The 25,140-nt window shown below is 70.5% G+C and carries 19 protein-coding genes; 18 read left to right on the forward strand and 1 reads right to left on the reverse strand.

What is annotated here, in order from left to right:
* Positions 1 to 235 precede the first annotated feature (235 nt).
* From ACWC2B_RS18730 to ACWC2B_RS18740, 3 genes are all read left to right on the forward strand, one after another.
* Entirely contained in the window at positions 236 to 571 is a 336-nt protein-coding gene (locus tag ACWC2B_RS18730; RefSeq protein WP_450717819.1) for a S1 RNA-binding domain-containing protein, read from the forward strand.
* A gap of 165 nt (positions 572 to 736) precedes the next feature.
* The gene (locus ACWC2B_RS18735; RefSeq protein ID WP_450717821.1) at positions 737 to 1,981 is read left to right on the forward strand and encodes an MFS transporter; all 1,245 of its coding nucleotides are present in this window, start codon (positions 737 to 739) and stop codon (positions 1,979 to 1,981) included.
* 249 nt (positions 1,982 to 2,230) lie between these two features.
* Positions 2,231 to 2,791, forward strand: coding sequence for a hypothetical protein (locus ACWC2B_RS18740; protein ID WP_450717823.1), 561 nt, complete (start codon positions 2,231 to 2,233; stop codon positions 2,789 to 2,791).
* On the opposite strand, the gene ACWC2B_RS18745 is transcribed toward ACWC2B_RS18740, so the two are convergent.
* Entirely contained in the window at positions 2,705 to 2,920 is a 216-nt protein-coding gene (locus ACWC2B_RS18745; protein ID WP_450717969.1) for a hypothetical protein, read from the reverse strand. The two genes, ACWC2B_RS18740 and ACWC2B_RS18745, sit on opposite strands and share 87 nt — an antisense overlap.
* Before the next feature lie 992 nt (positions 2,921 to 3,912).
* On the opposite strand from ACWC2B_RS18745, the gene ACWC2B_RS18750 reads away from it, so the two are divergent.
* From ACWC2B_RS18750 to ACWC2B_RS18820, 15 genes are all read left to right on the forward strand, one after another.
* A complete protein-coding gene (locus ACWC2B_RS18750; protein ID WP_450717825.1) occupies positions 3,913 to 4,533 on the forward strand; it encodes an antibiotic biosynthesis monooxygenase in 621 nt (206 codons plus the stop codon).
* A 578-nt stretch (positions 4,534 to 5,111) separates the two neighbouring features.
* Entirely contained in the window at positions 5,112 to 6,590 is a 1,479-nt protein-coding gene (locus ACWC2B_RS18755) for a sugar transferase (RefSeq protein WP_450717827.1), read from the forward strand.
* Positions 6,591 to 6,663: 73 nt separating this feature from the next.
* Positions 6,664 to 7,980: a nucleotide sugar dehydrogenase gene (locus tag ACWC2B_RS18760; RefSeq protein ID WP_450717829.1), complete on the forward strand. Its 1,317-nt coding sequence runs from the start codon at positions 6,664 to 6,666 to the stop codon at positions 7,978 to 7,980.
* Positions 7,970 to 9,247 carry a glycosyltransferase family 4 protein gene (locus ACWC2B_RS18765; protein ID WP_450717831.1) on the forward strand — a complete coding sequence of 426 codons (1,278 nt, stop codon included), beginning with the start codon at positions 7,970 to 7,972 and terminating at the stop codon, positions 9,245 to 9,247. The genes ACWC2B_RS18760 and ACWC2B_RS18765 overlap by 11 nt, the downstream gene beginning before the upstream one ends.
* Positions 9,244 to 10,644, forward strand: coding sequence for a Wzz/FepE/Etk N-terminal domain-containing protein (locus tag ACWC2B_RS18770; RefSeq protein ID WP_450717833.1), 1,401 nt, complete (start codon positions 9,244 to 9,246; stop codon positions 10,642 to 10,644). The genes ACWC2B_RS18765 and ACWC2B_RS18770 overlap by 4 nt, the downstream gene beginning before the upstream one ends.
* Entirely contained in the window at positions 10,641 to 12,227 is a 1,587-nt protein-coding gene (locus tag ACWC2B_RS18775) for a Wzz/FepE/Etk N-terminal domain-containing protein (RefSeq protein ID WP_450717835.1), read from the forward strand. Before ACWC2B_RS18770 ends, ACWC2B_RS18775 begins: the two co-directional genes overlap by 4 nt.
* A 3-nt stretch (positions 12,228 to 12,230) precedes the next feature.
* Positions 12,231 to 14,165, forward strand: a complete 1,935-nt coding sequence (asnB, locus tag ACWC2B_RS18780) for an asparagine synthase (glutamine-hydrolyzing) (protein WP_450717837.1) — start codon at positions 12,231 to 12,233, stop codon at positions 14,163 to 14,165.
* Positions 14,166 to 14,183: 18 nt separating this feature from the next.
* Entirely contained in the window at positions 14,184 to 16,355 is a 2,172-nt protein-coding gene (locus tag ACWC2B_RS18785; RefSeq protein WP_450717839.1) for a bi-domain-containing oxidoreductase, read from the forward strand.
* Positions 16,352 to 18,319 carry an alginate lyase family protein gene (locus ACWC2B_RS18790; protein WP_450717841.1) on the forward strand — a complete coding sequence of 656 codons (1,968 nt, stop codon included), beginning with the start codon at positions 16,352 to 16,354 and terminating at the stop codon, positions 18,317 to 18,319. Before ACWC2B_RS18785 ends, ACWC2B_RS18790 begins: the two co-directional genes overlap by 4 nt.
* 8 nt (positions 18,320 to 18,327) lie before the next feature.
* Positions 18,328 to 19,866 (forward strand): right-handed parallel beta-helix repeat-containing protein, encoded by a 1,539-nt coding sequence (locus tag ACWC2B_RS18795; RefSeq protein WP_450717843.1) that lies wholly within the window; start codon positions 18,328 to 18,330, stop codon positions 19,864 to 19,866.
* Position 19,867: 1 nt separating this feature from the next.
* On the forward strand, positions 19,868 to 21,172 hold the full coding sequence (locus tag ACWC2B_RS18800) for an O-antigen ligase domain-containing protein (protein WP_450717845.1): 1,305 nt from the start codon (positions 19,868 to 19,870) through the stop codon (positions 21,170 to 21,172).
* Between the two features lie 2 nt (positions 21,173 to 21,174).
* The gene (locus ACWC2B_RS18805) at positions 21,175 to 22,449 is read left to right on the forward strand and encodes a glycosyltransferase (protein WP_450717847.1); all 1,275 of its coding nucleotides are present in this window, start codon (positions 21,175 to 21,177) and stop codon (positions 22,447 to 22,449) included.
* The gene (locus ACWC2B_RS18810) at positions 22,446 to 23,690 is read left to right on the forward strand and encodes a class I SAM-dependent methyltransferase (protein WP_450717849.1); all 1,245 of its coding nucleotides are present in this window, start codon (positions 22,446 to 22,448) and stop codon (positions 23,688 to 23,690) included. The genes ACWC2B_RS18805 and ACWC2B_RS18810 overlap by 4 nt, the downstream gene beginning before the upstream one ends.
* Positions 23,687 to 24,481, forward strand: coding sequence for a glucose-1-phosphate cytidylyltransferase (locus tag ACWC2B_RS18815; RefSeq protein WP_450717851.1), 795 nt, complete (start codon positions 23,687 to 23,689; stop codon positions 24,479 to 24,481). The genes ACWC2B_RS18810 and ACWC2B_RS18815 overlap by 4 nt, the downstream gene beginning before the upstream one ends.
* Positions 24,478 to 25,140 carry a PIG-L deacetylase family protein gene (locus tag ACWC2B_RS18820; RefSeq protein ID WP_450717853.1) on the forward strand — a complete coding sequence of 221 codons (663 nt, stop codon included), beginning with the start codon at positions 24,478 to 24,480 and terminating at the stop codon, positions 25,138 to 25,140. Before ACWC2B_RS18815 ends, ACWC2B_RS18820 begins: the two co-directional genes overlap by 4 nt.

Consider the following 25,140-nt stretch of genomic DNA (forward strand, 5'->3'; position numbering starts at 1 on the left):
GGCCCATGCGCCGCTCCACTCATGTGGGCGACGCCGGATCAGGACAGCTTCCCGGTGACCTCGACCCGGAAGGTCAAGTGAAAGGTGCGTTCTGCCTGATCCTCGCCGCGACCCAATGCTCTGCCGCCGACAGGCCTGGGCACGGGCAGGGCCTTCGGCCGCTGCGGGGCCGCCGGGGAACGGGCGAGCCCGCGTCGGCATCCAGGGCGGCTGGTCAGGGCCGTCCCGGGGCTCCATGGCAAGAGCCGTCGCGGCTGGAAAACGCCCCATTGGGTTTGCGGATCAGGTCGGCCGGGTTCTCACTGGGCCGATCGCCAAGATCGTTCCTTTTGGCGTGTTCGTGGAACTTGCCCCACACGTCATGGGATTCCTTCACCTCGCAGAGCTGACTGACGAGCCCGTCGAGACCCCGGATCAGCTTGTCGATGAAGGCGAGCTGATCACGGTGGAGGTCACTGAGGTCGACCTCCAGCGTCACCGGGTGCGGCTGGGCGCCGCTGGCGGCGCGGACAGAACTTGGCGCAGCACCGAGGGCCTTGGACCTTCGGGGAACTGGGGCCAGGAGGACTGACAACTCACGGTTGATCGCAAGAAGCGTGACCGCGTGGTGCCAACCAGCGTGTCCCACCGACCAGAAACCACCAGCTCGCCGAATCCCACCGGTTCCAACTAACGTGTCCAGGCTCACCTGCTGATCCGGTGCGGGGCCGGGATGCTCCGCCGGTACAGTCCGATCATGCCGCGCTTGGTGGACGTCCCGGGGTACATACGCTTTTGGACCGCCTCCGCAGTCTCAGCCTTCGGCTCACAGATAACAGGGCTCGCGCTGCAGATCCTCACCGCCGTCACGTTGAGTGCATCTGCCACAGAGGTCGGCCTCGTCAACGCTGCCCGCTGGGTTCCCTATCTGCTCTTCGGTCTCGTGGCAGGGGTGCTTGTGGACCGTTGCCGGCGCAAGCCGATGATGGTGGCCACGGATCTCGGCAGGGCCGCTCTGCTTGGTGCGATCCCCTTGCTGTACGCATTGCACCGGCTCAGCATCGCTGCCCTATGCGCGTGTGTCTTCGCCTTCGGGGTGCTCTGCCTGTTCTTCGAGGCGGCCAACCAGTCCTACGTGCCACGGCTGGTGCCCAAGGAACTCCTTAACGCGGGATACGCCCGCATGGAACAGGCCAACAACGTAGCGGGTTCGACGGGTCCGCTGATTGCCGGCGTGCTGATCAAGTTCGTCGGCGCGCCGCTTGCTGTGCTGGTGGACGCCGTGTCCTACCTGCTGTCCGGCCTGCTGCTCACGTCGGTACGGGCTCACGATCCTGTTCCTGACCGAGACGCGCGGCGCAGTCTTGGCAGCGAGCTGCGTGAGGGGGTGGCCTGGGTCTACCGCCATCGGACGCTGGCGTCCATCGCGCTGACCTCGCACGCGATGCTTCTCTTCAACAGCGTCGTGAGTACGGTCTTCGTGGTCTATGCCCTGCGGGAGCTGAAGATCGGGGACTTCGGCCTGGGAGTGACCTACGCCTGCGCGGGGCTCGGTGGGGTCCTGGGTGGCGCACTCTCGGGCCGGGTGGCGCGAAGACTGGACGTCGGTGCCACCTTGATCGCGTTCCGCCTCCTTGCCGCCATCGGCTGGCTGCCGCTGGTCCTGGCCGAGCGTGGACCGTGGGGGCTGCTCTCGGTATCACTCGCCTTCTTCGTGGTGTCCTTGGCGATCTCGATCGAAAGCCCGGTGGAGATGAGCTATCGCCAGGCAGTGACACCCGACCGGCTACGGGGGCGCATGAACGCCACGATCCGCTCGTTCAACTGGGGGATGGTAGCGGTCGGGGCGCCGGTGGGTGGGTTGCTCGCGGATCAGGTCAGCTATCGGTTCGCATTGTGGCTGGGGCTGTCTGGAGCCGTCGTTCAGGCACTCGTGCTCGCCGTGTCCCGAACGCGGGAGGCGCGCGCCGCCGATGAAGTCGAGTCTTTCGCGGCTGCCTGAAGTCGGAGCGGTGCGGGCGCACCGGGCCCCACCTCAAATAGCACGCCTCCATACAGCTCCGTGACGAGGCCGAGGCCGCAGTGGCGGCCAACTATCTCTGAGCGAAATGGCCAACTGTCTTTGAGCCCAGGTCGGTCACCAGCGGCCTTGCCGCCGCTTCTGGCCAGCTATCGCTGAAGGTCACACTGGCCATTGGGATAGCAGGGGCAAGGCGGACGGCTCCCCCCCCTTCGGCCCCAGCAAGGGCTGATGCTCCACGGCCGCCGGATAGGCACGACCGTCCTCGTCGTTCCAGCAGGCCGGACAGCGGTGGCGCCAAGCCGGGCAGCCGTGCGCAGGTGTCCTTGCCTGGCAGCTGAACTTCCTTGCTCGCTACACCTTCGCGCTGGCCTCGGTCGCCGCGATGGTGCACCTGGAGCGCGGGGTAGAGCGCGAGGCGCCCCCGCCTTCGGCGGACTCGCCCACCGGCCGTGGCGGGCCCGGCGGACGGAGGCCGTGCTGCTCGACACGGCCCCGACCGCCGAGACGATCGAGCGGGCGGTGGACGCCGAGTCGGCCGACGCGGTCCCCTGCGCCACAACGCCTACGAGGTGGAGCTGGCCCGAAGCCTTGCCTGGGAGGTCCTCGAATCGCTCGTCGGGGTCCGCCGCCCGGCCCGGCCTGAAGGGCGGCTCCCGGATCGGACGCACCGGAGTGCGCCCGATCCGGTCTCGGGCCTCCGCGTCAGTGGCGGTAGTGGTCCGACATGGTCGGCGGGGCGTTGTGGGTCGCGAACGTGCCGAAGGAGACGCGGTCTCTCCGTGCCTGTAGGCGGCTCGCCTGTTCGATGAGCAGGCCCTCGGCGTTCTCGGTGCGGCTCTTACCGTGCCGCAGGAGCGTGACGATGAGGAACACGGCCCCGCCGACGAGCAGTCCGAGTAGTACGTAGAACGTGAGCACAGGTGATCGCCCCTCCGGTGGCCACGGCGAAAGCGATCCGCCGCGGCGGGTCGCATGACGCGCAGCCAACGAAGCGCAGCCGACCGCGCGAATGGCACGCGGCCTCTCAGGACCCTACTCGGCACTAGCAGATGAACAAGCGTTTTCCGCTTCGCTCAGCGCCTCGCCGGGGTACGGGGACGGCATCCGGCCACTCCGCCAAGTCGTGCCGGTTGCTCACCGGGCCGGGCCACAGGGCCAACGCGGCCCCAGAGGGCGGCTTGCTGCTCACTGGCCGCGAACCGCGCGGTCGGCGCCGAAGGGGGCGAGGAGTCGAGCCTGCCCCTGCAGAAGATGCCGGTCGGGGGGCGGCCGTCGACGAGGATCGTGCTGCGGGAGATCAGATCGCGGGACACCGTGACGGTGACGGCGAGACGGTCGAAGTCGGCGGCCAGGACGGTTTCGATGCCCCTGTCCGCAGCGAAGCGGACGAAGCGTACGGCGGTCTCGTCACCGTTTCGCCAGCACCAGCAGCGTCATCACCCTCCCCGAAGGCGAGCAGGGCCTCGGCGAGCCTCGTCGATCGATCCCGTCGCCTGCTCACCGAGAAGCAGCAGAGCCCGCTGCCGAACATCGGCCGGAAATTGCCCGAATGCGCGCCCACTCATCGCTCGTCCCCCTTGGGCCTGGTCCCGCCATCCCCCGTGGAACCGATCAACGACGCGTCATACAAGGGGCGTTGAGCCGTATGAACAACCAGGTCAGCTACTTCTGCGGGGTCAGGGAGCGGCGGGTCACGAGGGCCGGCGACCGGGCACTTCACGGCCCGCGCAGTCTCACGGCCGCGGCCCGCTGCTGAGGGCGCGTCAGGTGCTGGACGTGGCCGATGCTTCGCAAGGGTGCCGTTGGATGGGCCGAATGGGCCACTCGCATCGCGGACCGGCTTGGTCCGGCTTCGTATGGGAGGGAGCCGCGCGCCAGTGCCGCGGGACCTCTCTCCGACAGGACTAGCCATGCAAACCTGGTACGTACGCACCCTCTACGTCACCGGCGACCCGGCCAAGCTCGATGGTGTGCTCGACGCGCTCCGCAGCGAGGCCCCCGGGCTGCTCAGCCAGAACCCCGGGTACCACCGTTTCGGACTCTTTGCGGACCGCGAGATCGGCAAGATCCTGATGGGCTCGTGGTGGGAGAGCGAGAGCGCCCGGGCGGAGAGCGACACTCGGCTGCGCGAGCGCCGCCTGGAGCTGCTCGCGCCCTTCGCGGACACCGTGACCGCCGACGACTGGGAGGCCGTGTCGTACACGCCCGCGCCCAAGGTGGCGCCGGGCATGTGGATGCGCACCGGGTACGTGGAGTTCGACCCGTCCGACGCGCCCGCGTACCGGCAGACCTTCGAGGAGCTGGGCCGTCCCCAGCTGGAGGCCCTCGACGGCGCGGTCAGCGCGACGCTCTTCCTGAACGCTGCGGCGGGACGCGCGCACGTCGGGGCGATGTTCCGCGACAAGGGCGCGCTGGTTGCGACGCGGGGGCCGCAGTCGGCGATCCGCGGCGAGTCCCTCAAGAAGCTCAACGCCACGTTGCGGTGCCTGGAGGAGTTCGAGCTGATCATGGCGCACCGGCCGCAGGGTTAGAGCTCCGCCGGACGTCTGGAAGCGCCAGGCGGCCACCACCCACGCTGCCGCTCCCCCGGCACCCCGGCCGGAGCCCCTCTCCAGGCCGGCTCCCGTGGCACCCGGGTGCCGGGCGGGCGGCTACGGCGTGCGGCGATATCAAGCCACCGAATGCGGTCACCGGCCGGTGGATTCCGCCTCAAAACCGAGCACGAATTGCACACAACCCCTCTACATATTGTCTCCGGTGGTCTAAGTTGTCCGTGCTTCAGCTGCTCAGGTACGAGACGGCCATTGACGAACCGTTAATGATCTATAGATCCGGCGCCACAGACAGCCCAGCCAGCAATCGTGTCCCCCGCGCCAAACGTGGGGGGTGATCATTTCTCGGAGCCCGACAGGGTGCCTTGGGTGCGGGGAGCACCCGAGGTTTCGACGGGTTCCGCCGGGGTGGGTTGTTCACGGGGCACCGCGATGGCCGGGATGTCATTCGGGGGGCGGGGGCCTCCCGAGGGGAGAGTGCGGGGAGGCGGGGGCCTCCCGGGGGGAGGAACGGTGTTGGACGAACACGTCGAACCACTGGTGACCTGGGGGGTCCTGTGCGGCAGGGGGAATTAGTCAGCCCGTTTCCGTCGGCGCGAAGACATCCGGCGGACGGGCCGATCAGCCGGCCCGCCATCGACTGGGAGCAGAGGTATCGCCGTACCGTGATCACCAGCGATACCGCGGCAACCGCCATTGTGGTGACGGCGACCGGCAGCTTCTTCGGGGTGCGGGACGCGGCCAACTGGCACGAGAAATGGGGAATTCTCGCCTTCGGCACCGAACTGCTGGTGCTGTCAGTTCTTGCGGTGAGCCGGGCATGGGCTCCGGCCGTGCTCGGCCAGGGCGCCGAGGAATTCCGCCGGCTCGGCCGCTCATTGTTCACGGCGGTCGTCGTATTGGCGCTCGGCGGTATCGCTCTCACCTCGCGCAACATCAAACTCTGGATCTTCGTCGCGATCCCCGCAATCGCGCTCGTCACCATGATCGAGCGATATCTGCTGCGCCTGTGGCTGCACAAACAGCGGAAAGAAGGACGGTGCCTGCGTCCGGTGCTCGCTGCCGGGAGCCCGGCCACCGTACGCGACCTGATCACCCGAACCCGTAAGTTCCCGCACCTCGGCTGGCGGGTGGACGCGGTGTGCACGACCGGCGGTCTCGGGCTCGACGGCGGCCGACTGGACGGGGTGCCGGTCGTGGGCCGGCTGACGGACGTCGCCGACCACGTCCGCCGCGACGGCTACCGCGTCGTCGCGGTCACACCGCACCCGCACTGGTCACCGGACCGGCTGCAGCGGCTGGCCTGGAACCTCGAAGGCAGCGACGCCGAGATGGTCGTGGCGCCCGTCCTGATGGAGGTGGCCGGCCCGCGGCTGCACGTCGACGCGGTGCTCGGAATCCCGCTGCTGCGCGTCACCATGCCGACCTTCACCGGCGGCCGCCGTGCGGTCAAGGAGGTCGTCGACCGGATGGGCGCGGCGATCCTGCTGATGCTGTTCGCGCCGCTGATGGTGCTCGTCGGCCTGCTCGTCCTGGTGGACAGCCGGGGTGGGGCGGTCTACCGCCAGCGCAGGGTCGGCAAGGACGGCCGCGAGTTCACCATTCTCAAGTTCCGCACCATGGTCGCCGGGGCCCACCAGGCACGTGCCGAGCTGGCCGACCACAACGAGGGCGCCGGCCTGCTGTTCAAGCTCCACCGTGATCCGCGGGTGACCCGGGTGGGAGCGGTGCTGCGCCGGTACTCGATCGACGAACTCCCGCAGCTTTTCAACGTACTCACCGGATCGATGTCGCTCGTCGGGCCGCGGCCTCCGCTGCCGGAGGAATCCGCCGCGTACGGCCCCGACATCCGGCGGCGGCTGCTCGTCAAGCCCGGGCTCACCGGCCTGTGGCAGATCAGCGGACGCAGCGACCTGCCGTGGGAGGAGGCGGTCCGCCTCGACCTGCGGTACGTGGAGGACTGGTCGCTCGCCCTGGACACGGTGATCTTGTGGAAGACGCTGCGTGCGGTGCTCTACGGCCAGGGGGCGTATTGATGCGCGGGAGTCGTCGTCCGGCCGCCGCGCGGGACCGCAGGCCAAGAGGGCCTGCCTGGGGGAGGAACGGGTCATGAGGGTCAGCGTTTTCGGGCTCGGCTACGTGGGCTGCGTGTCCGCCGCGTGCCTGGCCGGCATGGGGCACGAGGTCATCGGAGTGGACGTGAACCAGGTGAAGGTCGACCTGGTCAACGACGGCAGGGCCCCGGTGGTCGAGGAGCGGATCGGCGAGCTCATCGCCAAGGTCGTACAGAGCGGAGCGTTACGCGCCACCGGCGACGTCCGCGAGGCGATCATGGGCAGTGAGGTGTCGCTGGTCTGCGTGGGCACGCCTTCGGAGCCCAACGGCAGCCTGTGCACCACCTACTTGGAGCGGGTCACCGAGCAGATCGGCGCCGTGCTGGCCGAGCGCGGCGGGCGGCAGACGATCGTGTTCCGCAGCACCATGCTGCCGGGCACCTGTCTGAACCTGCTGGTGCCGATCCTGGAGAAGTACGTCGGCGGCACGGCCGGGGTGGACTTCGGCGTCGCGGTCAACCCGGAGTTCCTGCGCGAGGGCACGAGTGTGCGGGACTTCTTCGATCCGCCCAAGACCGTCATCGGCGAGCTCGACCCGGCGAGCGGCGATGTGGTGGCGGCGCTGTACGAGGACTTGCCGGGCGAGGTGTTCCGGGTGCCGGTCCCGACGGCCGAGGCGATCAAATACGCGGACAACGCGTTCCACGGCCTCAAGATCGGCTTCGCGAACGAGCTGGGCGCGGTGTGCCAGGCGCTCGGGGTGGACTCGCACCAGGTGATGGACGTGTTCCTGGCCGACCGCAAGCTGAACATCAGCCCCGCCTACCTGCGGCCGGGCTTCGCTTTCGGCGGCTCCTGCCTGCCCAAGGACTTGCGCAGCCTGGTCCACGCGGCGCGACGGGCCGACGTCTCTGTGCCCATCCTCGCCCACGTGCTGCCCTCCAACTCCGACCATTTGCAGCGCGCGGTGGACCTGGTCGAGCGCACCGGCAAGCGGCGCGTGGGCCTGTTCGGTCTTTCCTTCAAGCCCGGCACCGACGACCTCCGCGAGAGCCCCCTTGTCGAGCTGGCGGAGAGACTCTTCGGCAAGGGGTACGACCTGCGGATCTACGACCCCAACGTGAACCTCTCCCGGCTGCTCGGCGCGAACCGCGAATACATCGACACCCGGCTGCCGCACCTAGCGCAGCTGCTCGCTGAGTCCGTCGGCGAGGTGCTCGAACACGCCGAGGTGTGCCTGGTCGGGAGCAGGGATCCGGCCGTCCTTTCGGCACTCCCCCATGGCGACGGCCCGGTGATCGTCGACCTCATCCACCTTCCCGACGCCGAGGCGCGCCGGGCCGAACCGGGGTACGTGGGCCTTGCTTGGTGACACATCGTTCGGTGAGAAAGGCAGCCTCGGGCACGGCCGTCGCGCGCTGATCCTGGTGGAGAACCTGTCGGTGCCGTTCGACCGGCGGGTGTGGCAGGAGTGCACGACGCTGCGCGACGCGGGCTGGGAGGTGCACGTCATCTGCCCCCGGGGGACGACACGGGACACGGAGCCGGAGACCGAGATCGACGGGGTGCGGATCCACCGCTATCCGTTGCGCGCGGCCACCGGAGGCCCGGCCGGCTACCTGCGGGAGTACGGAACGGCGTTGTGGCACACGGCCCGGCTCGCCCGGAAGGTCGGCCCGGTCGACGTGGTCCACGCCTGCAACCCGCCGGACCTGCTGTTCCTGCCGGCGCTGCGGCTGAAGCGGCGCGGCGCGCGGTTCGTCTTCGACCAGCACGACCTGGTACCGGAGCTGTATCTCTCCCGGTTCGGCCGCGGCGAGGATCTGCTCTACCGCGCCGTGTGCGCGCTGGAACGGCTGACCTACCGGGCCGCGGACGTCGTGCTCGCCACGAACGAGAGCTACCGGGACGTCGCGGTGCGCCGCGGCGGCCGGCGGCCGGAGGACGTCTTCGTGGTGCGCAGCGCGCCCCAGACCGACCGTTTCCAACCGGTCCCGCACGAGCCGGAGTTGAAGCGCGGCAAGCCTCATCTGCTGTGCTACCTGGGCGTGATGGGACCGCAGGACGGTGTCGACTACGCCTTGCGGGCCCTGGCGAAGCTGCGCGACGAGCTGGGGCGGACGGACTGGCACGCCGTGTTCGTCGGCTCCGGCGACGCCTTCGACGCGATGGTGGAGCTGTCCCGGCGGCTCGGGCTCTCCGAGCAGGTGCAGTTCACCGGGCGCATTCCGGACGCCGATCTGGTGCGTTATCTGTCCACCGCGGACGTGTGCCTCTCCCCCGACCCGCGCAACCCGCTCAACGACGTGTCGACCATGAACAAGGTCCTGGAGTACATGGCGATGGGCCGGCCGATCGTCTCCTTCGACCTCCGGGAGGCGCGGGTCTCCGCCGGTGACGCTGCCGTCTACGCGGCCGCCAACGACGAGGCCGAGTTCGCGGGGCTCATCGCGCTGCTGCTCGACGATCCGGAGAAGCGGGCCCGGATGGGCAAGATCGGCCAGGAGCGGATCGGCGGGCAGCTGTCCTGGCGGAACTCGCAGGCGTCGCTGCTCGCCGCCTACGCCTCTGTCTGTCGTGACCGCGCTCCGGTGGCGGCCGGCGACCCGGTGCGGACGGGGTGGAGGCCGCGCCGTTGAGCGATGACACGATACGGCTGGCCACGGTCGGGCGGATTCTCCGTCGGCGCTGGCGGCTTCTCGCCGTCCTCACCGTGGTGGGCGCGCTCGTCGGCTACGGCACCTCGATGCTGTTTCCGCCGCGGTACACGGCGTCGGCATCGGTCCTGCTGCCGGGGCAGTGGGAGGAGCGTGCGCTGCTGACGCAGGCGGAGATCGCGAAGAGTTCGGCGGTGGTGGACCGCGCGGCCGCCGCGCTCAACTGGCCGGGGGTCAGCGTCGGCGAGCTGGCGGACCGAGTGAGCGCCACGACCTCCGACGGAAACATCATCAAGATCTCGGGCACGGCCGGCACTCCGGAGCGCGCGCAGCGGCTCTCCGACCAGTTGGCCAAGGAATTCGTGACGTTCGCCGCGCGGATCGCGGGCGACAGCACCAGCACCGGCACGGCCACCGGGCCCGACGCACTGCGACAGCAGGTGGCGGACACCAGCCGCCGCATCACCGACCTGGCCAACGCCGCCAATCCCGGGCAGACCGTGGAGAGCGTGCAGGCCCGCACCGAGCTGGAGAAGCTGCGCACCACGCTGCAGGAGGCCATGAAGAAGCTGGACCAGACCGACCCGGCGGCCAACAAGGGCGGCATGGTCGTCATGGGGCCCGCGGCCCGGCCGACCGGCGAGGCACCGCCGACGAGAACGCAGCTCGTCGCCGCCGGGGCGCTGTTGTTCTTCCTGCTCACGGTCATCGGCCATCTCGCCGCCGCACGGATGAACCGCCGGCTGCGCACCGAACCGGAGATCGCCGCGGCACTGGGGTCGGTGCTGCTCGGCACCGTCGACGTACCTCGTGAACGTCGCCCCGCACACCGGCCGAAAGGCATCGGCACGCGGGCCCGGTTCCGCCGGCTGCTCGGCATCGACACCCGGTGGGACATGCCGACCCCGCGGATGTCCGGCGACGAGGCCGAAAGACGCATCCGCTACCGACGGGTGTGCGCTCGCCTCCGGGACCAACTGCCGGCTCCCCGGCGGCTGTTGGTCGTCGTACCGGACGGCGACGAGATCGCCCGCCGGGCCGCCGGACAGCTCGCCGCCGAGGCCAAGAGCGGTCCTTCCCCAAGCTCTTCGAGCAGGGAGTACCCCACGCTGCGGGTGGTGGGGGTCTCGGTGTCCCGGCCGATGGTGCCGGACCGCGGCACCGAGTCCGGGGCCCTGGTCGTGCTCAGCCCGGGCGGCTGGACCGCGGAGCAGCTCGCCGGCGTCGCCGAGGCGTGTGCGGACGCAGGGCATGAGGTCGTCGGTTTCGTCGCAGCCGGCGCGGTGCGGACCCGTCCGACGCGGCCCGCCGGGCATGCTCCGGACCAGGCCACTCCGGCGCTGGCGGTAAGCGGTCACCAGAGCGGAGGTTCTGTGTGACGACGAGCGACACACCGGAGTCGTCGGCCACCGCTCCACTGCTTGACCTTCAGGCGCTGGTGGTGGCGGTACGCAGACGCCGCCGCCTCTGGTGCTCCATGGCGCTGCTCGGGCTACTGGTCGGCGCGGCGATAGCGGTGCTGCGCCCGCCGCCCCCGACCGCGGTGACCAAGGTGCTGGTCGCGCATCAGGCGGACCAGCCGAACGACCCCGGGACGCTGATCCGTACCGATGTCGCGCTGCTGGGTACCACGCGGATTGCCGGCAAGGCCCTGCAGGCCCTCAAGTCCCCTGAAAAACCGGAGGACTTCATACGGGACTACCGAGGTACCGGCCTGACCAACAACCTGCTGCAGATCGAGGTGACAGGTGGCAGCGACGCGGAGGCGGTGGCCCGGTCCAAGGCGCTGGCCGATGCGTTCGTCGCGGACCATGTGAGCCGGATGCAGCAGGCCGCGGCGGCCGAGGCCAAGGCCCTGCTCGACCAGCGTGACCGCATCCAGGACGACCTCGCCCAGGTCAACAAGGCGATCGGGGACCGGTCGCCGGGGAACGACCCGAAGGCGTCGGCGAGCATCGAGTCGCTCTTCGCCCGCCGGGCCGAACTCACCTCGCGGATCACCGACTTCGACCAGCGCGCCGCGGAGGCGCGCACCGGCACGCCCAGGCTCATCGCCGGCACGCAGATCGTGGACGGCCCGCGCACGGTGGCGCACTCCGTGCCCAAGACCGCCGTCACCGACGCCGCGATCGGCCTCGTCCTGGGGCTCGTCCTCGGGCTCGCGGTGGCCGCGGTCGGCACGGTGGTGGCGGACCGTCCCGTGCTGCGCCGGGAGATCGCGGCGAACCTGGGCGCCTCGGTCATCGCGGAGGTGCGCCACACATCCCGTCGGTCCGCAAGGCTGTGGCGGCGCGGACGGAACCCGGCGGCGCGCGAACGGCTCACCGCGACCCTGGCCCGCATTGTGCGCGCCTCCGCGGAACCGGTGTCGCTGCTCGAACTGGGCTGCGCGCGCAGCGCGTGCGCGATCGCCCTGGACCTCGCCGAGGCGCTGGCCACGGACGGGCCGGTGGTGATCGTCGATGGGCTGCCCGGCCTGCGGCTCGCCGACCGCCGCCGGCAATCAGGTGGCCCTGCCGTGGTCAGCGCCGAGCGGGCGGCGGTGGCGCATGAGGAGTGCCGGTTCGGCGTCGGCTCGGTCGCGCCCGGAACGGCTTGGACCGACCTCCAGTGCCTCGGCACGCAGACCGTGCTCGTCGTGCGTGCGGGGCACGCCAGTGCCGCATGGCTGCACACCGTGGCGCGCCAGCTCGCGGACCTGAGGATTCCGGTGATCGGCGTGGTGCTGATCGACCCCGATCCGCGCGACCGGACCGACGGCACGCTGTGGGACGGGCCGCACACCGCGCTGCGCGGCCACGGCGAGCGGCTGGCACGGCAGAACGACGGGGGTACTCCCCCAGCTACCGCTGGGGGCACCCCCACCCACGCCGTCAAGGCAGTGGGGGAGGAACGGCGGCGCACGGAACGGCTGCCTATGGGGGCCTCACGGGTCCCGGACAACGACCAGGAGGCGCGGTAGAACATGTGCGGCATCGCAGGGACTTACCGATGGCCGGACGGGAAGGCCGTGACCGACCGGCTCACCGACACCGTCGCCCACCGCGGTCCGGACGGGGCGGGCCGGTACGACCACCCCGCCGGTGACGGCGAAGTGCACCTCGGGCACCGCCGACTGGCCATCATCGATCTGTCCGGGACCGGCGCCCAGCCGATGGTCTCGGGCGGCCTCGCCCTGACGTACAACGGCGAGCTGTACAACGCGCCCGAGCTGCGTGCCGAACTGGCGGCCGCCGGGGTGCGCTTCCGCGGTACCTCCGACACCGAGGTGCTGCTTGAGGCCTGGCGGCGCTGGGGCACGGACTGTCTGCCCCGGCTGCGCGGCATGTTCGCGTTCGGGATCTTCGACGAGCGCACCGGTGAACTGGTGCTCGCCCGCGACCAGTTGGGCATCAAGCCGCTGTTCCTGCTCCGGCGCGGCGACGGCCTGGTGTTCGCCTCCGAGCTCAAGGCGCTCGCGGCGGTGACCGGCGGGTCGCTGGAGGTGGACGACGCGGCCTTGGTGGCGTCGCTGCTGTACTACTGGGTGCCGGACTCTCGCTGCGCGTTCCGCGAGGCGGAGAAGCTGCCACCGGGAAGCTGGCTGAGGTGCAGGCCCGACGGCAGTGTGGAGCGCGGCCAGTACTGGAACCTGAAGGCCGTCGCAGCCGAGGGCCGGGACCGGGCTCTGCGCGGCGAGCGGCCGGACCTGGCCGCCATCGTCGAGGAGTCGACGAAGCAGCATCTGCTCTCCGACGTACCCGTGGCGACCTTCCTCTCCGGCGGCCTCGACTCCAGCTATCTGACCGCGCTTGCGGCCCGCCACCAGCCCGGGATCTCCGCCTACACGATCGGATTCCGCGCCGAGGACGCCAAGTTCGAGGCCATGCCCGACGACCTGCGCTACGCCCGGCAAGTGGCCGAGCGGTTCGGCGTCGACCTGCACGAGATCGAGATCGCTCCGGACGTGCTCGATCTACTGCCGCGGATGACGTACCACCTGGACGAGCCGATCGGCGATCCCGCCGCGATCAACACCTTCCTGATCTGCTCGGCCGCCCGCGAGGCCGGGGTCAAGGTGATGCTCTCGGGGATGGGAGCCGACGAGCTGTTCGCCGGGTACCGCAAGCACCTGGCCAACCTGCTCGCCCTGCGCTACCAGCGCATCCCGCGGCCCCTGCGGCGCGGGGTGTCCGCGGCCGTGGACCGGCTACCGGTCGCCACCTCCCGCCGGGGGTACCGGTCGGTGCGCTTCGCGAAGCGGTTCCTCTCCTTCGCCGGTCTGCCGGAGGAGACCGCGTTCCGGCGCAGCTACACCATGTACGACCGGGACGAGCTGCTCGCCCTGGTCAACCCGGACCTGGCCGGGACGGTCGACGACGTGCTGACCGAGCACGCGGACGTCTACCAGGACAACGACCTCGACGACTTCGTCAACCGCATGTGCCTGGGCGACGCCCGGATGTTCCTGCCGGGACTGAACCTCACGTACACGGACCGCTCCAGCATGGCCGCGTCGACCGAGGTGCGGGTGCCGTACGTGGACGTCGAGGTGGTCAGGGCGGCGTTCGCCGTGCCCGGGGATCGCAAGATCGTCGGACGGCAGGGGAAGGCTGTCCTCAAGGAGGCGGCCGCCTCGATCCTGCCCCGGGAGATCGTGTACCGGCCCAAAGGCCTGTTCAGCGCCCCGCTGCGGGCCTGGATGAGCCGGGATCTGGCACCGCTGGTCCGCGAAGTGGTGCACGACGGCGTGCTCGTCAACTCCGGGCTCCTGCGCCGTGACGCGCTGGCGCGCATGGTCGCCGAGGACGCCGCCGGGCAGCGGGACTTCTCCAAGCATCTGTGGCACGTGCTGACCCTTGAGTACTGGTATCGCGACGCGACCTCTGGGTCCGGTCAGAGCACTCGGTTAACGGCTTAGGAATTCAGAGGAGTTTGGGTGAAACAGGTCGTGCAGAACTACAAGAGCGGCGAGCTGGCGGTGCTCGACGTGCCGGAGCCGGGGTGCAAGCCGGGCGGTGTCCTGGTCCGCAGCGCCTACTCGCTGATATCCACCGGTACCGAGCTCATGAAGGTGTCCGAGGCCGGCATGTCGATGCTGGGCAAGGCCCGCTCCCGGCCGGACCAGGTGGCCAAGGTCATGCAGAGCGTGGCCACCAACGGAGTGCCCGCCACCTACCGCAAGGTGATGGGCAAGCTGGACTCGTACACGCCGCTGGGCTACTCGCTGTGCGGGGTGGTCGAGCAGGTCGGCGCCGGGATCGACGACGTCAAGGTCGGCGACCTGGTGGCCTGCGCCGGCAATGAGCACGCGTTGCACGCCGAGCTGAACTGGGTGCCGAAGAACCTCTACACCCCCGTACCGGACGGCCTCGCGCCGCGCCACGCGTCCTTCGGCACCGTCGGGTCGATCGCCATGCAGGGTGTGCGCCGCGGCGAGCCGCAACTCGGCGACGTGGCCCTGGTCATCGGGCTCGGTCTGATCGGGCAGCTGGTGGTGCAGCTCCTCTCCGCCTCGGGGGTCCGCGTCGTCGGGGCCGACCCCGACCCGGTGCGCTGCGAGCTCGCCGAGCGCCTGGGCGCCGCGGCCTGCGGCGATCCCGCGTCCCCGGCCGTGGAGGCCGCCGTCGCCGAACTCACCGGCGGGCACGGCGTGGACCAGGTGTACCTGGCCGCCGGCGGCGGCAGCAACCAGCCCGTCGAGCTGGCCGCCCGGCTCTGCCGGGACCGTGGCCGGGTCGTCGACATCGGCAAGTGCCGCCTGGACCTGCCGTGGAACGCGTACTACGAGAAGGAACTCGACGTCCGGTTCTCGCGCTCGTACGGCCCTGGGCGCTACGACCCGGAGTACGAGCTCGACGGGCGGGACTATCCGATCGGCTACGTCCGCTGGACCGAGCGCCGCAACCTGGCGTGCTTCCTCGATCTCCTCGCCCGCGGCCGCGTCGACGTGGAGCCCCTGGTCTCCCACATCGCCGAGTTCGACGACGCCGTCGAGACGTACCGGCGCCTGAAGGACGGCGGCCTGAAGGCCGTCGCGGTGCTGTTCCGCTATCCCGGACACGCGGTGGAAGCCGAGGCTCCGGCGGTGGCCGTTCCCCCGGTGAACGTGCAGCGGAGTCCGGCCCGTGCTGCCAGGACGCCGGTACGCCTGGCGTTCGTCGGCGCGGGGAACTACGCCACGTCGATGCTGCTGCCGCACCTGACACAGCGCGACGGCGTCGAGTTGTCCACCGTCGTCACCACGACGGCGCTGTCCGCGGCCAACGCGAAGCGGAAGTTCGGCTTCGCCGAGGCGACCACCGATCTCGACGCCGTGCTCGCCGACAAGTCCATCGACGCGGTGTTCGTGGTCACCCGGCACAGCTCGCACGCCGAACTGACCCGCAGGGCACTCCTCGCCGGCAAGACGGTGTTCGTGGAGAAGCCCCTGGCCCTCACCGAGGACGAACTGGCCGGCGTGCTCGCGGCGGTGGAGGAGTCCGGCAACGACCGGATCCAGGTGGGCTTCAACCGCCGCTTCGCACCGCTGCTGCAGGAGGCCAGGAAGCGGTTCGGCGCCCGGACCGGTCCGGCGAGCCTGCGCTACCTGGTCAACGCGGGCCGCCTGCAGCACGGCAGCTGGTACCTCCAACAGGGCACCGAGGGTTCGCGGTTCGCCGGCGAGGGCGGGCACTTCGTCGACACGGCGAGCTGGCTGCTCGGAGCCGACCCGGTCTCGGTGTACGCGGTCGCCACGCCCGGCAACGAGGACCTTCAAGTCGTGCTGCGCTACCCGGACGGGTCCACCGCCACCATCAGTTACGTCACCACCGGCTCGGCCGGCTTCCCCAAGGAGACCCTTGACCTGGTAGCGGACGGCAAGGTGCTGCGGCTCGACGACTTCGTACGGGCCTCGGTGTACGGGCCGAAGAAGTGGGTCAGTTCGCGGCTGCCCAAGGGTCGGGACAAGGGGCAGAACGCCGAGCTGGCCGCGTTCATCAAGGCCGTGCGGACCGGCGGGCCGATGCCCGTGCCGCTGGAATCCCTCGTCGCCACCACGTCGGTCACCCTCGCCGTGCAGGCCGGCCTGGCCGGTGGTGCACCAGTGACGTTGGCGAGGGCTCGATGACTGTGATCTCGGGGAGTCCGGGCTGGTACCTGCGGCGGCTTTCCCGGATGGGGCCGCGGGAGGTCGGCGGCCGGGTGGGCGACGCGGTGCGCAGGCGGCGGTGGCGGTCGGCGCTTCCGGAGGGTCCGCGCGTGACCGGCGCCCGGTTCACGGCGGTACTGCCCGCCGGGACGCTCGCCGCGATACCTCCGGACGCCGCGAAACGCCTCGTCGCCGAGGCGGACCGGCTGATGGGCGGGCACGCCGAGTACTTCGGGGTGGTCCGCGACGACCTGGCCGACCCGGACTGGTGGTACGACCCGAAGACCGGGCGCCGGGCTCCGTCCGGTTACGCCTTCGACGTGCCGTACCGCGACGAGGACGCGGTCGGGGACATCAAGCAGATCTGGGAGCCGTCCAGGCATCAGTACCTCACCGTGCTCGCCGCCGCCTACGCGATCGGCGGGGACGAGCGGTACGCCGAGCGCGTGGCCGAGCACCTGCGGTCGTGGTGGGCGGCCAACCCACCGCTGCGCGGAGTGCACTGGATCAGCGGCATCGAGCTGGGCATCCGGCTGCTTTCCTGGGTGTGGGTCCGCCGACTGCTCGACGGCTGGCCGGGCGCGGCCGGGCTTTTCGAGGGCAACCCGGTGGCGGTGAACCAGATCTGGCACCACCAGCGCTGGCTGGCCGCCTTCCCCAGCCGGGGGTCCTCGGCGAACAACCACGTCATCGCGGAGACCGCCGGACAGTTCGCAGCGGCCTGCGCGTTCGGATGGTTCCCCTCATCGGCGCGCTGGCGGTTCGGCGCGCTGCGGTCACTGGAGCGGCACCTGCGCGCCAACACCTTCGCATCCGGCCTCAATCGCGAGCTGGCCACCGAATATCACGGACTTGTGCTTGAGCTCGGCCTGGCCGCGGTGGCCGAGGCGGATGCCGCCGGCGTGCCGGTCCCCGCGTCCATCCGGCTGGTGCTGCTGCGGATGACCGACGCGCTCGCGGCCGTCGTGGACAACCGGTTACGGCCACCGCGTCAAGGGGACGCGGACGAAGGGCACGGGCTGGTCGTGGACGGCACGGGCACCGACCGCTGGGGCTCGCTCCTGGCCACCGGGGACGCCGTGTTCGGCCGGCTCGCCTGGTGGCCCGAGGTGACCGGCACCGATGTACGCACGCCGCTCCTTGCCGCGCTCATCCGCCCGTACCCGAAGAACGGAACCGCACCGTCCGTCGCCCGCCCGGCAAGCCGGCCGGCCCACTTCGCCGACGCGGGCATGACCGTCCTGCGCGGTCCAGGAGGGATCTGGTGCCGCTGCGACGGTGGTCCGCACGGCTTCCTGTCCATCGCCGCGCATGCCCACGCGGACGCGCTGTCCGTGGAGGTGCGGCACGACGGGGTCGACGTGCTCGCCGACCCGGGGACGTACTGCTACCACGGGCAGCCCGAGTGGCGACGGTACTTCCGGTCGACGCTGGGCCACAACACCCTGCAATTGGACGGCGCTGACCAGTCCGTCTCCGGCGGCCCGTTCCTGTGGACCCGGCATGCCCGCAGCCGCGTCCTGGTCGCGGACGCATCCGATGAGGGCGTGGCCCGCTGGTGTGCCGAGCACGACGGTTACCAGCCTTCCGTGCACCGCCGCCGGGTGGAACTGACGGCCTCTACCCGGGAGTTGAGGGTGGTCGACGACGTGCGCGGCCCGCGCCGGGACATGCGCCTGGCGTTCCACCTCGGCCCGACGATCACCGCGGACCTGGTGGGGAACCGGGCACAGCTCACCTGGACCCGGGACGGCGAGGACCGCTCCGCGGTGCTCGACCTGCCCGGGCAGCTGAGCTGGCGGGCGCACCGCGGCGAGAGTGACCCTCCGCTGGGCTGGTACTCCCCCGGATTCGGGCGCAAGGAACCCACCACCACGCTGGTCGGCACCGGTTTCGCCGACGGCGCGGAGGAGTTCATCACCGTACTCAGGTTCCACGGCTAGGGGGGCGCGTGGGGATCACAAGGCGGCACTGGGCGTTGGCGGCGGCACCGCCGGTGCTGGTCCTGCTGGCGGCGACCGGCTGTACGAGCACGTCGGACGCCCCGGCGGAGCCGACCCGTACGCCATCCGCGTCCGGCGCGCCGTCCACGACCGCGGCCCGGGTGTGCGCCAAGCCCGCGACCGGGCCGACAACGGCGCCGGCGGGTACGGTGACGGTCGACCCCGCGGTGGTCGGTGACCTGGCGGCGAAGACCAAGAGCAGCCCCCCGAACACCACGTTCTGGCTCCGCCCGGGCAAGCACACGCTCGAACCGGACCGCTACGCCCAGGTCATCCCCAAGGAAGGGGACAGCTACCTCGGTGCGCCGGGGGCGGTACTGGACGGCCGGAAGACCAACCAGTACGCGTTCGGCGGCGCCGCCCGCAACGTCACCATCCGCTATCTGACCGTGCAGGGATTTGTCGCGCCTGCGGACGAGGGCGTGGTCAACCACGAATCGGCCGACGGGTGGGTGATCGAGCACGCGACGATCCAGGACAACTCCGGCGCCGGGCTCATGGCCGGTGCCCGCCAGCAGGTCCGCGCCAGTTGCCTGCGCGGCAACGGCCAGTACGGCATGAACGCGTACAAGGCCGGTGCCCCCCTCACCGGCCTGGTGGTCGAGGGCAACGAGATCGCGGCCAACAACACCGACGACTGGGAGCGGCGGAAGCCGGGATGCGGCTGCACCGGAGGCGTCAAGTTCTGGGCCGTCAACGGCGCGGACGTACGCGGCAATTGGGTGCACGACAACCATGGAACGGGGTTGTGGGCGGACACCAACAACAACGACTTCCTCATCGAGAACAACGTGCTTGAGGCCAACGACGGTGCCGCGCTGATCTACGAGACCAGCTACAACGCGGTCATCCGGAACAACACGGTCCTGCGGAACAACTGGGTCGAGGGCCGCAAGTACGCCGACCGTGGCGACACCTTCCCTTATCCGGCCGTGTACGTGTCGGAGTCCGGCGGCGAGCCTAGGATCAAAGCCCGCACGGACAAGATCGAGATCTCCCGGAACGTCCTGGAGAACAACTGGTCCGGGATCACGCTGTGGGAGAACGCGGACCGGTTCTGCAACAGTCCGGCCAACACATCCTCCGGCGACTGCACGCTGCTGGTGCCGAAGTCCGACCGCTGCGCGAAGCCCGCGATCGCCGCCGCACCCCTGTACACCGACTGCCGGTGGAAGAGCCAGCGGGTGGACATCCACGACAACCGCTTCGTCCTTGACCCGTCCGTCGTCAAGTGCGCGGAGAAGTGTGACCGCATGGCGGTGCTTGCCAACTACGGCACCTACCCCGACTGGTCGCCGTACCAGGGCGAACGGGTGGCTGAGGCGATCACCCTCAAACAGAGCAACCGCTGGCACGACAACGTCTACGTCGGACCGTGGAAATTCGTCGCCCACGACCCGAGCCGGGTGCTCGACTTCGGACAGTGGCAGGGCGCGCCGTACCAGCAGGACGCGGGCAGCACCCTCGCCCCGCGGGCCGGTGGTTGAGATGGCCGGGAACCCGATGCACGGTGGGCTGCCGGGCGGAGCGGACACGCCGGGCACGCGGTCCGGGACCGAACCGCACCGGGTCGGCCCACCCAGGGCCGTCGGCATCGTCTGGGGGCTGCTGATCCTCAACACGCTCGGTTCAGCCGGGGCGCAGACCATCGTCCCGCTGCCCCGCTCCCTCATCCAGTTGGTCACCATGGGTTCACTGGTCGGCGCGTTCGCTCTGGCGCTCGCACTCAATCTCCGGCTGCGTATCCGAGCCAGCGCCTTCTTGTTCCTGCTCACGCTGCTGCTGGTGCCGAGCGTGATCTCCAGTGCGCACCTGGAGTCCGGGTTCGGCGCGCTGTTCCGGTGCACCCGGCTGGCCCTCTTCATCGGCACGCTGTGGCTGCTCAGCCGCTGGTGGGACGGCGGTCCGACGTTCGTCCGGCACCACATCCGGATGTACTTCGCGGTGCTCGGGTCGGTGGCCGCCGGTCTGGTCGTCTCCCCGGGCGCGGCCATGCCCGGCCTCTACGGCGGCCGGCTTGTCGGCGCGTTGTGGCCGCTCACGCCGCCGCAGATCGGGCAGTACGCCGCGGTGATCATCGGGCTCACCGTGCTGCTCGTACTGGGCCACCGAACCGACAGGACCAGTGCGGCCGTGGTCATCGTGCCGTCACTGATCCTGCTCGCGCTGACCCATACCCGGACGGCCACGCTCGGCCTGTTCATCGGGCTGACGCTGGCGATCGGTTCGCTCGTCCTGACCAGCGCCGCGGCCCGCCGGTTCTTCACCTGGGCGGTACTGGGCGCCGCGGTGGCGGCGGTGGCGCTCGGCTCCCTGCTGCAAACCTGGTTCCTGCGCGGGCAGAGCCAGGAGAACTTCTCCAGCCTCACCGGCCGGGCCAAGGTCTGGGACGCCCTGCTTGCGGCGCCCCGGACGGCCTTGGAGCAGTGGTTCGGCGTGGGCCTGGGCGACAAGTCGTTCGGCGGGCTGCCGATCGACAACAGCTGGCTGGCTGTCTACAACGAGCAGGGTCTGACCGGCATCGGGTTGGTGGCGGCAGTCATCATCGTCCTCGCCGGCGTCGCGTTGCTGCGGCCACCGTCGCTGTCGAGGGCCTGCGCGATCTTCCTGGTCAGTTACTGCGCGATCGCGTCGTACACCGAGGCCGGGCTCGGTGACGCCTCGCCGTATCTGCTGCATCTGGCCGTGGCCGCCTCGCTCCTCGCGGCACCCGCCGCGGCCGCTCCCCCTTCGCCGCCCGAAGTCCCCGCACGACGCATGCCTCGATGGGCTCGCAGATCGGAGGTGACCTGAGCATGCACATTCTCGTGGTGCACAACCGCTACTCCTCGGCGCAGCCGAGCGGGGAGAACAAGGTCGTCGACCAGGAGGTGGCGCTGCTGCGCGCGGCCGGCCACCGGGTCGAGGTGTTCGAGCGGCGCAGCGACGACATCGCCGCCCGGTCCCTGCCGGGCAAGGCGGCGGTGCCACTGCTGGTGCCGTGGAACCCGGCGGTCCGCAGGGAACTCGCCGTCCGCCTTCGCGCCGGGCGGCCGGACGTGGTGCACGTCCACAACGTCTTCCCGCTCCTGTCGCCGGCGGTGCTTGCCGCCTGCGCCGACGCGGGGGTGCCCGCCGTCGCCACGCTGCACAACTACACCCAGGTCTGCCCGCCCGGCACGCTGCAGCGGGACGGCCGGCCGTGCACCGAGTGCGTCGGGTCGGCGCCGTTGCCCGCCGTCCGGCACGGCTGTTACCGCGACTCCCGCCTTGCCACGGTGCCGCTCGCGGTCAGCCTGTCGGTCAACCGTCGGCGGTGGTGGTCCGGCGTGGAGCGGTTCTTCTGCATCTCCGCGGCGCAGCGCGACGTCCTGGTGCGGGCCGGCATGCCGGCCGAACGCCTTGCGGTGAAGCACAACTTCGTGCCGGAGCCGGGCACTTGCCGAACAGGTGACGGCGAGCATGTGCTCTACCTCGGCCGGCTCGCGGAGGCCAAGGGCGTACGGCTGCTCATGGCCGCGTGGGACGAAATCGCGGCGGGTGGTGGGGCGGGCGTGCCGCTCGTGATCGCGGGCGCGGGGCCGCTGGAGCGCGAGGTGACCGCCTGGGCGGCGGGCCGGGACGACGTGCGCTACGTCGGCCTGTACGACACGGCCCAGTGCCAGAAGGCCATCGCGCGGTCGGTCGCGGTGGTGGCTCCCTCGACGTGGCTGGAGGCGTTCGGCTTGGTGGTCGTGGAGGCGATGGCGGCCGGGGTTCCCGCCGTTGCCGCCGGTCACGGCGCCTTCGTCGAACTCGTCGAGGACGGGGTGACCGGGCTGCTGCACCGGCCGGGCGAGGCGGCCTCGCTCGCGTCCTGCCTGCGCCGCATCACGGCCGAGCCGGACCGCAACCGGGAGATGGGCCGGGCGGCCCGGCGCCGTTACGAGCAGGGGTTCAGCCCGGCCGTCGGCCTTGAGCGCCTGGTGGAGGGGTACCGCACCGCGATCGCGGGTCGGTCCGGCGGCGGGGACAGCGCGCCGCCGGTAGGGAACGGAAACGCTGGCTCGCGGCGGGGCACCCGCGCGAGCAGGGATGGGGGCAGTAGATGACACGATGCCGACTCTGCGGCTCGGCGGCGCTGGAGAGCGTCGTCGACCTGGGGGCGACCCCGCCGTGCGAGAGTTTTCTCGCCGCGGACCAATTGGACAAGCCTGAGCCCGCGTACCCGCTGCACTTGCGGGTCTGCACCGACTGCTGGCTCGCGCAGATCCCACCGCTGATCACCCCGGAGGAGACGTTCAGCGAGTACGCGTACTTCTCCTCGTACTCGACGTCCTGGGTGGAGCACGCGCGCACGTTTGTCGCCGACGCGGTACAGCGGGTGGGTCTCGACGCAAAGGGCTCCGACGCCTTTGTGGTCGAAGTCGCGAGCAACGACGGGTACTTGCTGAAGCACGTGGTGGACCGGGGGATCCGCTGCCTCGGCATCGAGCCGTCGGTGAACGTCGGCGCCGCCGCTCGGGACAAGGGCGTGCCCACGCTGACCGAGTTCCTGAGCCCGGAGACCGGCTCGGCCGTCCGCGCCGAGCACGGCCCGGCGGACCTGGTCGTGGCGAACAACGTGTACGCGCACATCCCCGACGTGGCCGGGTTCACCGGGGGGCTGCGCGCCCTGGTCGCCGACGACGGCTGGGTCTCCATCGAGGTGCAGCACCTGCTGACCCTGATCGAGGAGAATCAGTACGACACGATCTACCACGAGCACTTCCAGTACTACACGGTCGCTTCCGCGATGCGGGCCCTTGCGAGCGGTGGACTCTCCCTCGTAGACGTCGAGTTGCTCCCCACGCACGGCGGCTCCATCCGGCTGTGGGCCCGACCGACCGAGGTGGCGGGCGAGCCGACGCAGCAGGTGGCCGACGTGCTGGCCCGGGAAAAATCCGCCGGGCTGCAAGAACTCTCCGGGTACACCGAGTTCTCCGCCCGGGTGGCCAAGGTGCGCCGGGACCTCCTGAAGTTCCTCATCGATGCGGCCGAGCGCGGTGAGACGGTCGTCGGCTACGGCGCCCCGGGCAAGGGCAACACCCTGCTCAACCATTGCGGCATCCGGCCCGACCTGCTCCCGTACACGGTCGACCGCAACCCTTACAAGCACGGGAGGTTCACCCCGGGCACCCGCGTCCCGATCCTGCCGCCCGAGCGGATAGCCGCCGACAAGCCCGACTACGTACTCGTCCTCCCGTGGAACCTGCGGGCCGAACTGGTCGAGCAGCTGTCCTTCATCCACGACTGGGGCGGCCGGCTCGTCTTCCCCATCCCGGAACTGAGCATTGTCGAGGTCAAGCCGTGAAAGTCGTTCTGTTCTGCGGTGGTTATGGGTTGCGGATGCGCAGCGGAGCCTCCGACGACATGCCCAAGCCGATGGCGATGGTCGGCCCGCGGCCGCTGATCTGGCACGTCATGCGCTACTACGCGTACTTCGGGCACACGGAGTTCATCCTGTGCCTCGGGTACGGAGCCCACCACATCAAGGACTTCTTCCTCAACTACGAGGAGACGACGTCCAACGACTTCGTGCTGCGGGGCGGTCGGACCGAGTTGCTGTCCACCGACATAGCCGACTGGACGATCACGTTCGCGCAGACCGGCATCGAGTCGCCGATCGGGGAGCGGCTTCGCCGGGTGCGGCACCATCTGGACGGCGACGAGATGTTCCTCGCCAACTACGCGGACGTGCTCACCGATGCCCCGCTGCCGGAGATGATCGACCGGTTCGCCCGGCGCGACGCCGGTGCGTCGATGATGGTGGTGCCGCCGCAGTCGTCGTTCCACTGCGTGGACCTGGGCGAGGACGGCCTGGTGGGGGGCATCACCGCGGTGAGCGACATGCCGCTGTGGGAGAACGGCGGCTACTTCGTGCTCCGCCAGGAGGTCTTCGACCACATTCCGGAGAACGGGGACCTGGTGGCCGACGGCTGCGCCCGACTGGCCAAGCAGGGCCGCCTTGTGGCACACCGGCACCGCGGCTTCTGGAAGCCGACCGACACGGTGAAGGAGCGGGCCGCGCTCGACGACGCGTACGCCCGCGGCGACCGGCCGTGGGCCGTGTGGGAGCGCGACGGCATCGGAGCGCGCGCGTGATCCGGCTCGGGGCCGGGCCCCTGGACCGGATCGTCGCGGTGGGGGCGCACTGCGACGACATCGCCATCGGCGCCGGCGGCACGCTCCTTGCGATGTGCCTCGCGCGGCCCGGTGTCCGCGTCGACGCGCTGGTGCTCTCCGGCGGCGGCAGCGAGCGGGAGGACGAGGAGCGGGCGGCGCTCGCGGGTTTCTGCCCCGGTGCCGAACTGCGCCTGACCGTACTGAAGTTGCCGGACGGCCGGATGCCCGCGCACTGGGAGGAGGCCAAGGCCGCGGTCGAGGAACTCCGCTCGCAGACCGAGCCGGACCTGGTCCTCGCACCGCGCACCGATGACGCGCACCAGGACCACCGCGGCCTGGCGAAGCTGGTGACCACCGCGTTCCGCGACCACCTCGTGCTCGGTTACGAGATCGTCAAGTGGGACGGCGATCTCGGCCGTCCGGCGGCCTACCAGCCGCTGTCACCGGAGACCGCCGAACAGAAGGTGCGGCTGCTTCAGGAGCACTATCCCTCGCAGCGGCACCGGCCCTGGTACGACCGGGAGGCCTTCCTCGGCCTTGCCCGGATCCGCGGCATCGAATGCCACACGCGCTACGCCGAGGCGTTCGCCGTCACCAAACTCACGCTCGACCTGGGCACTTCCACTGTGGGGGACTGA

Source organism: Streptomyces sp. NPDC001415 (assembly GCF_053597395.1).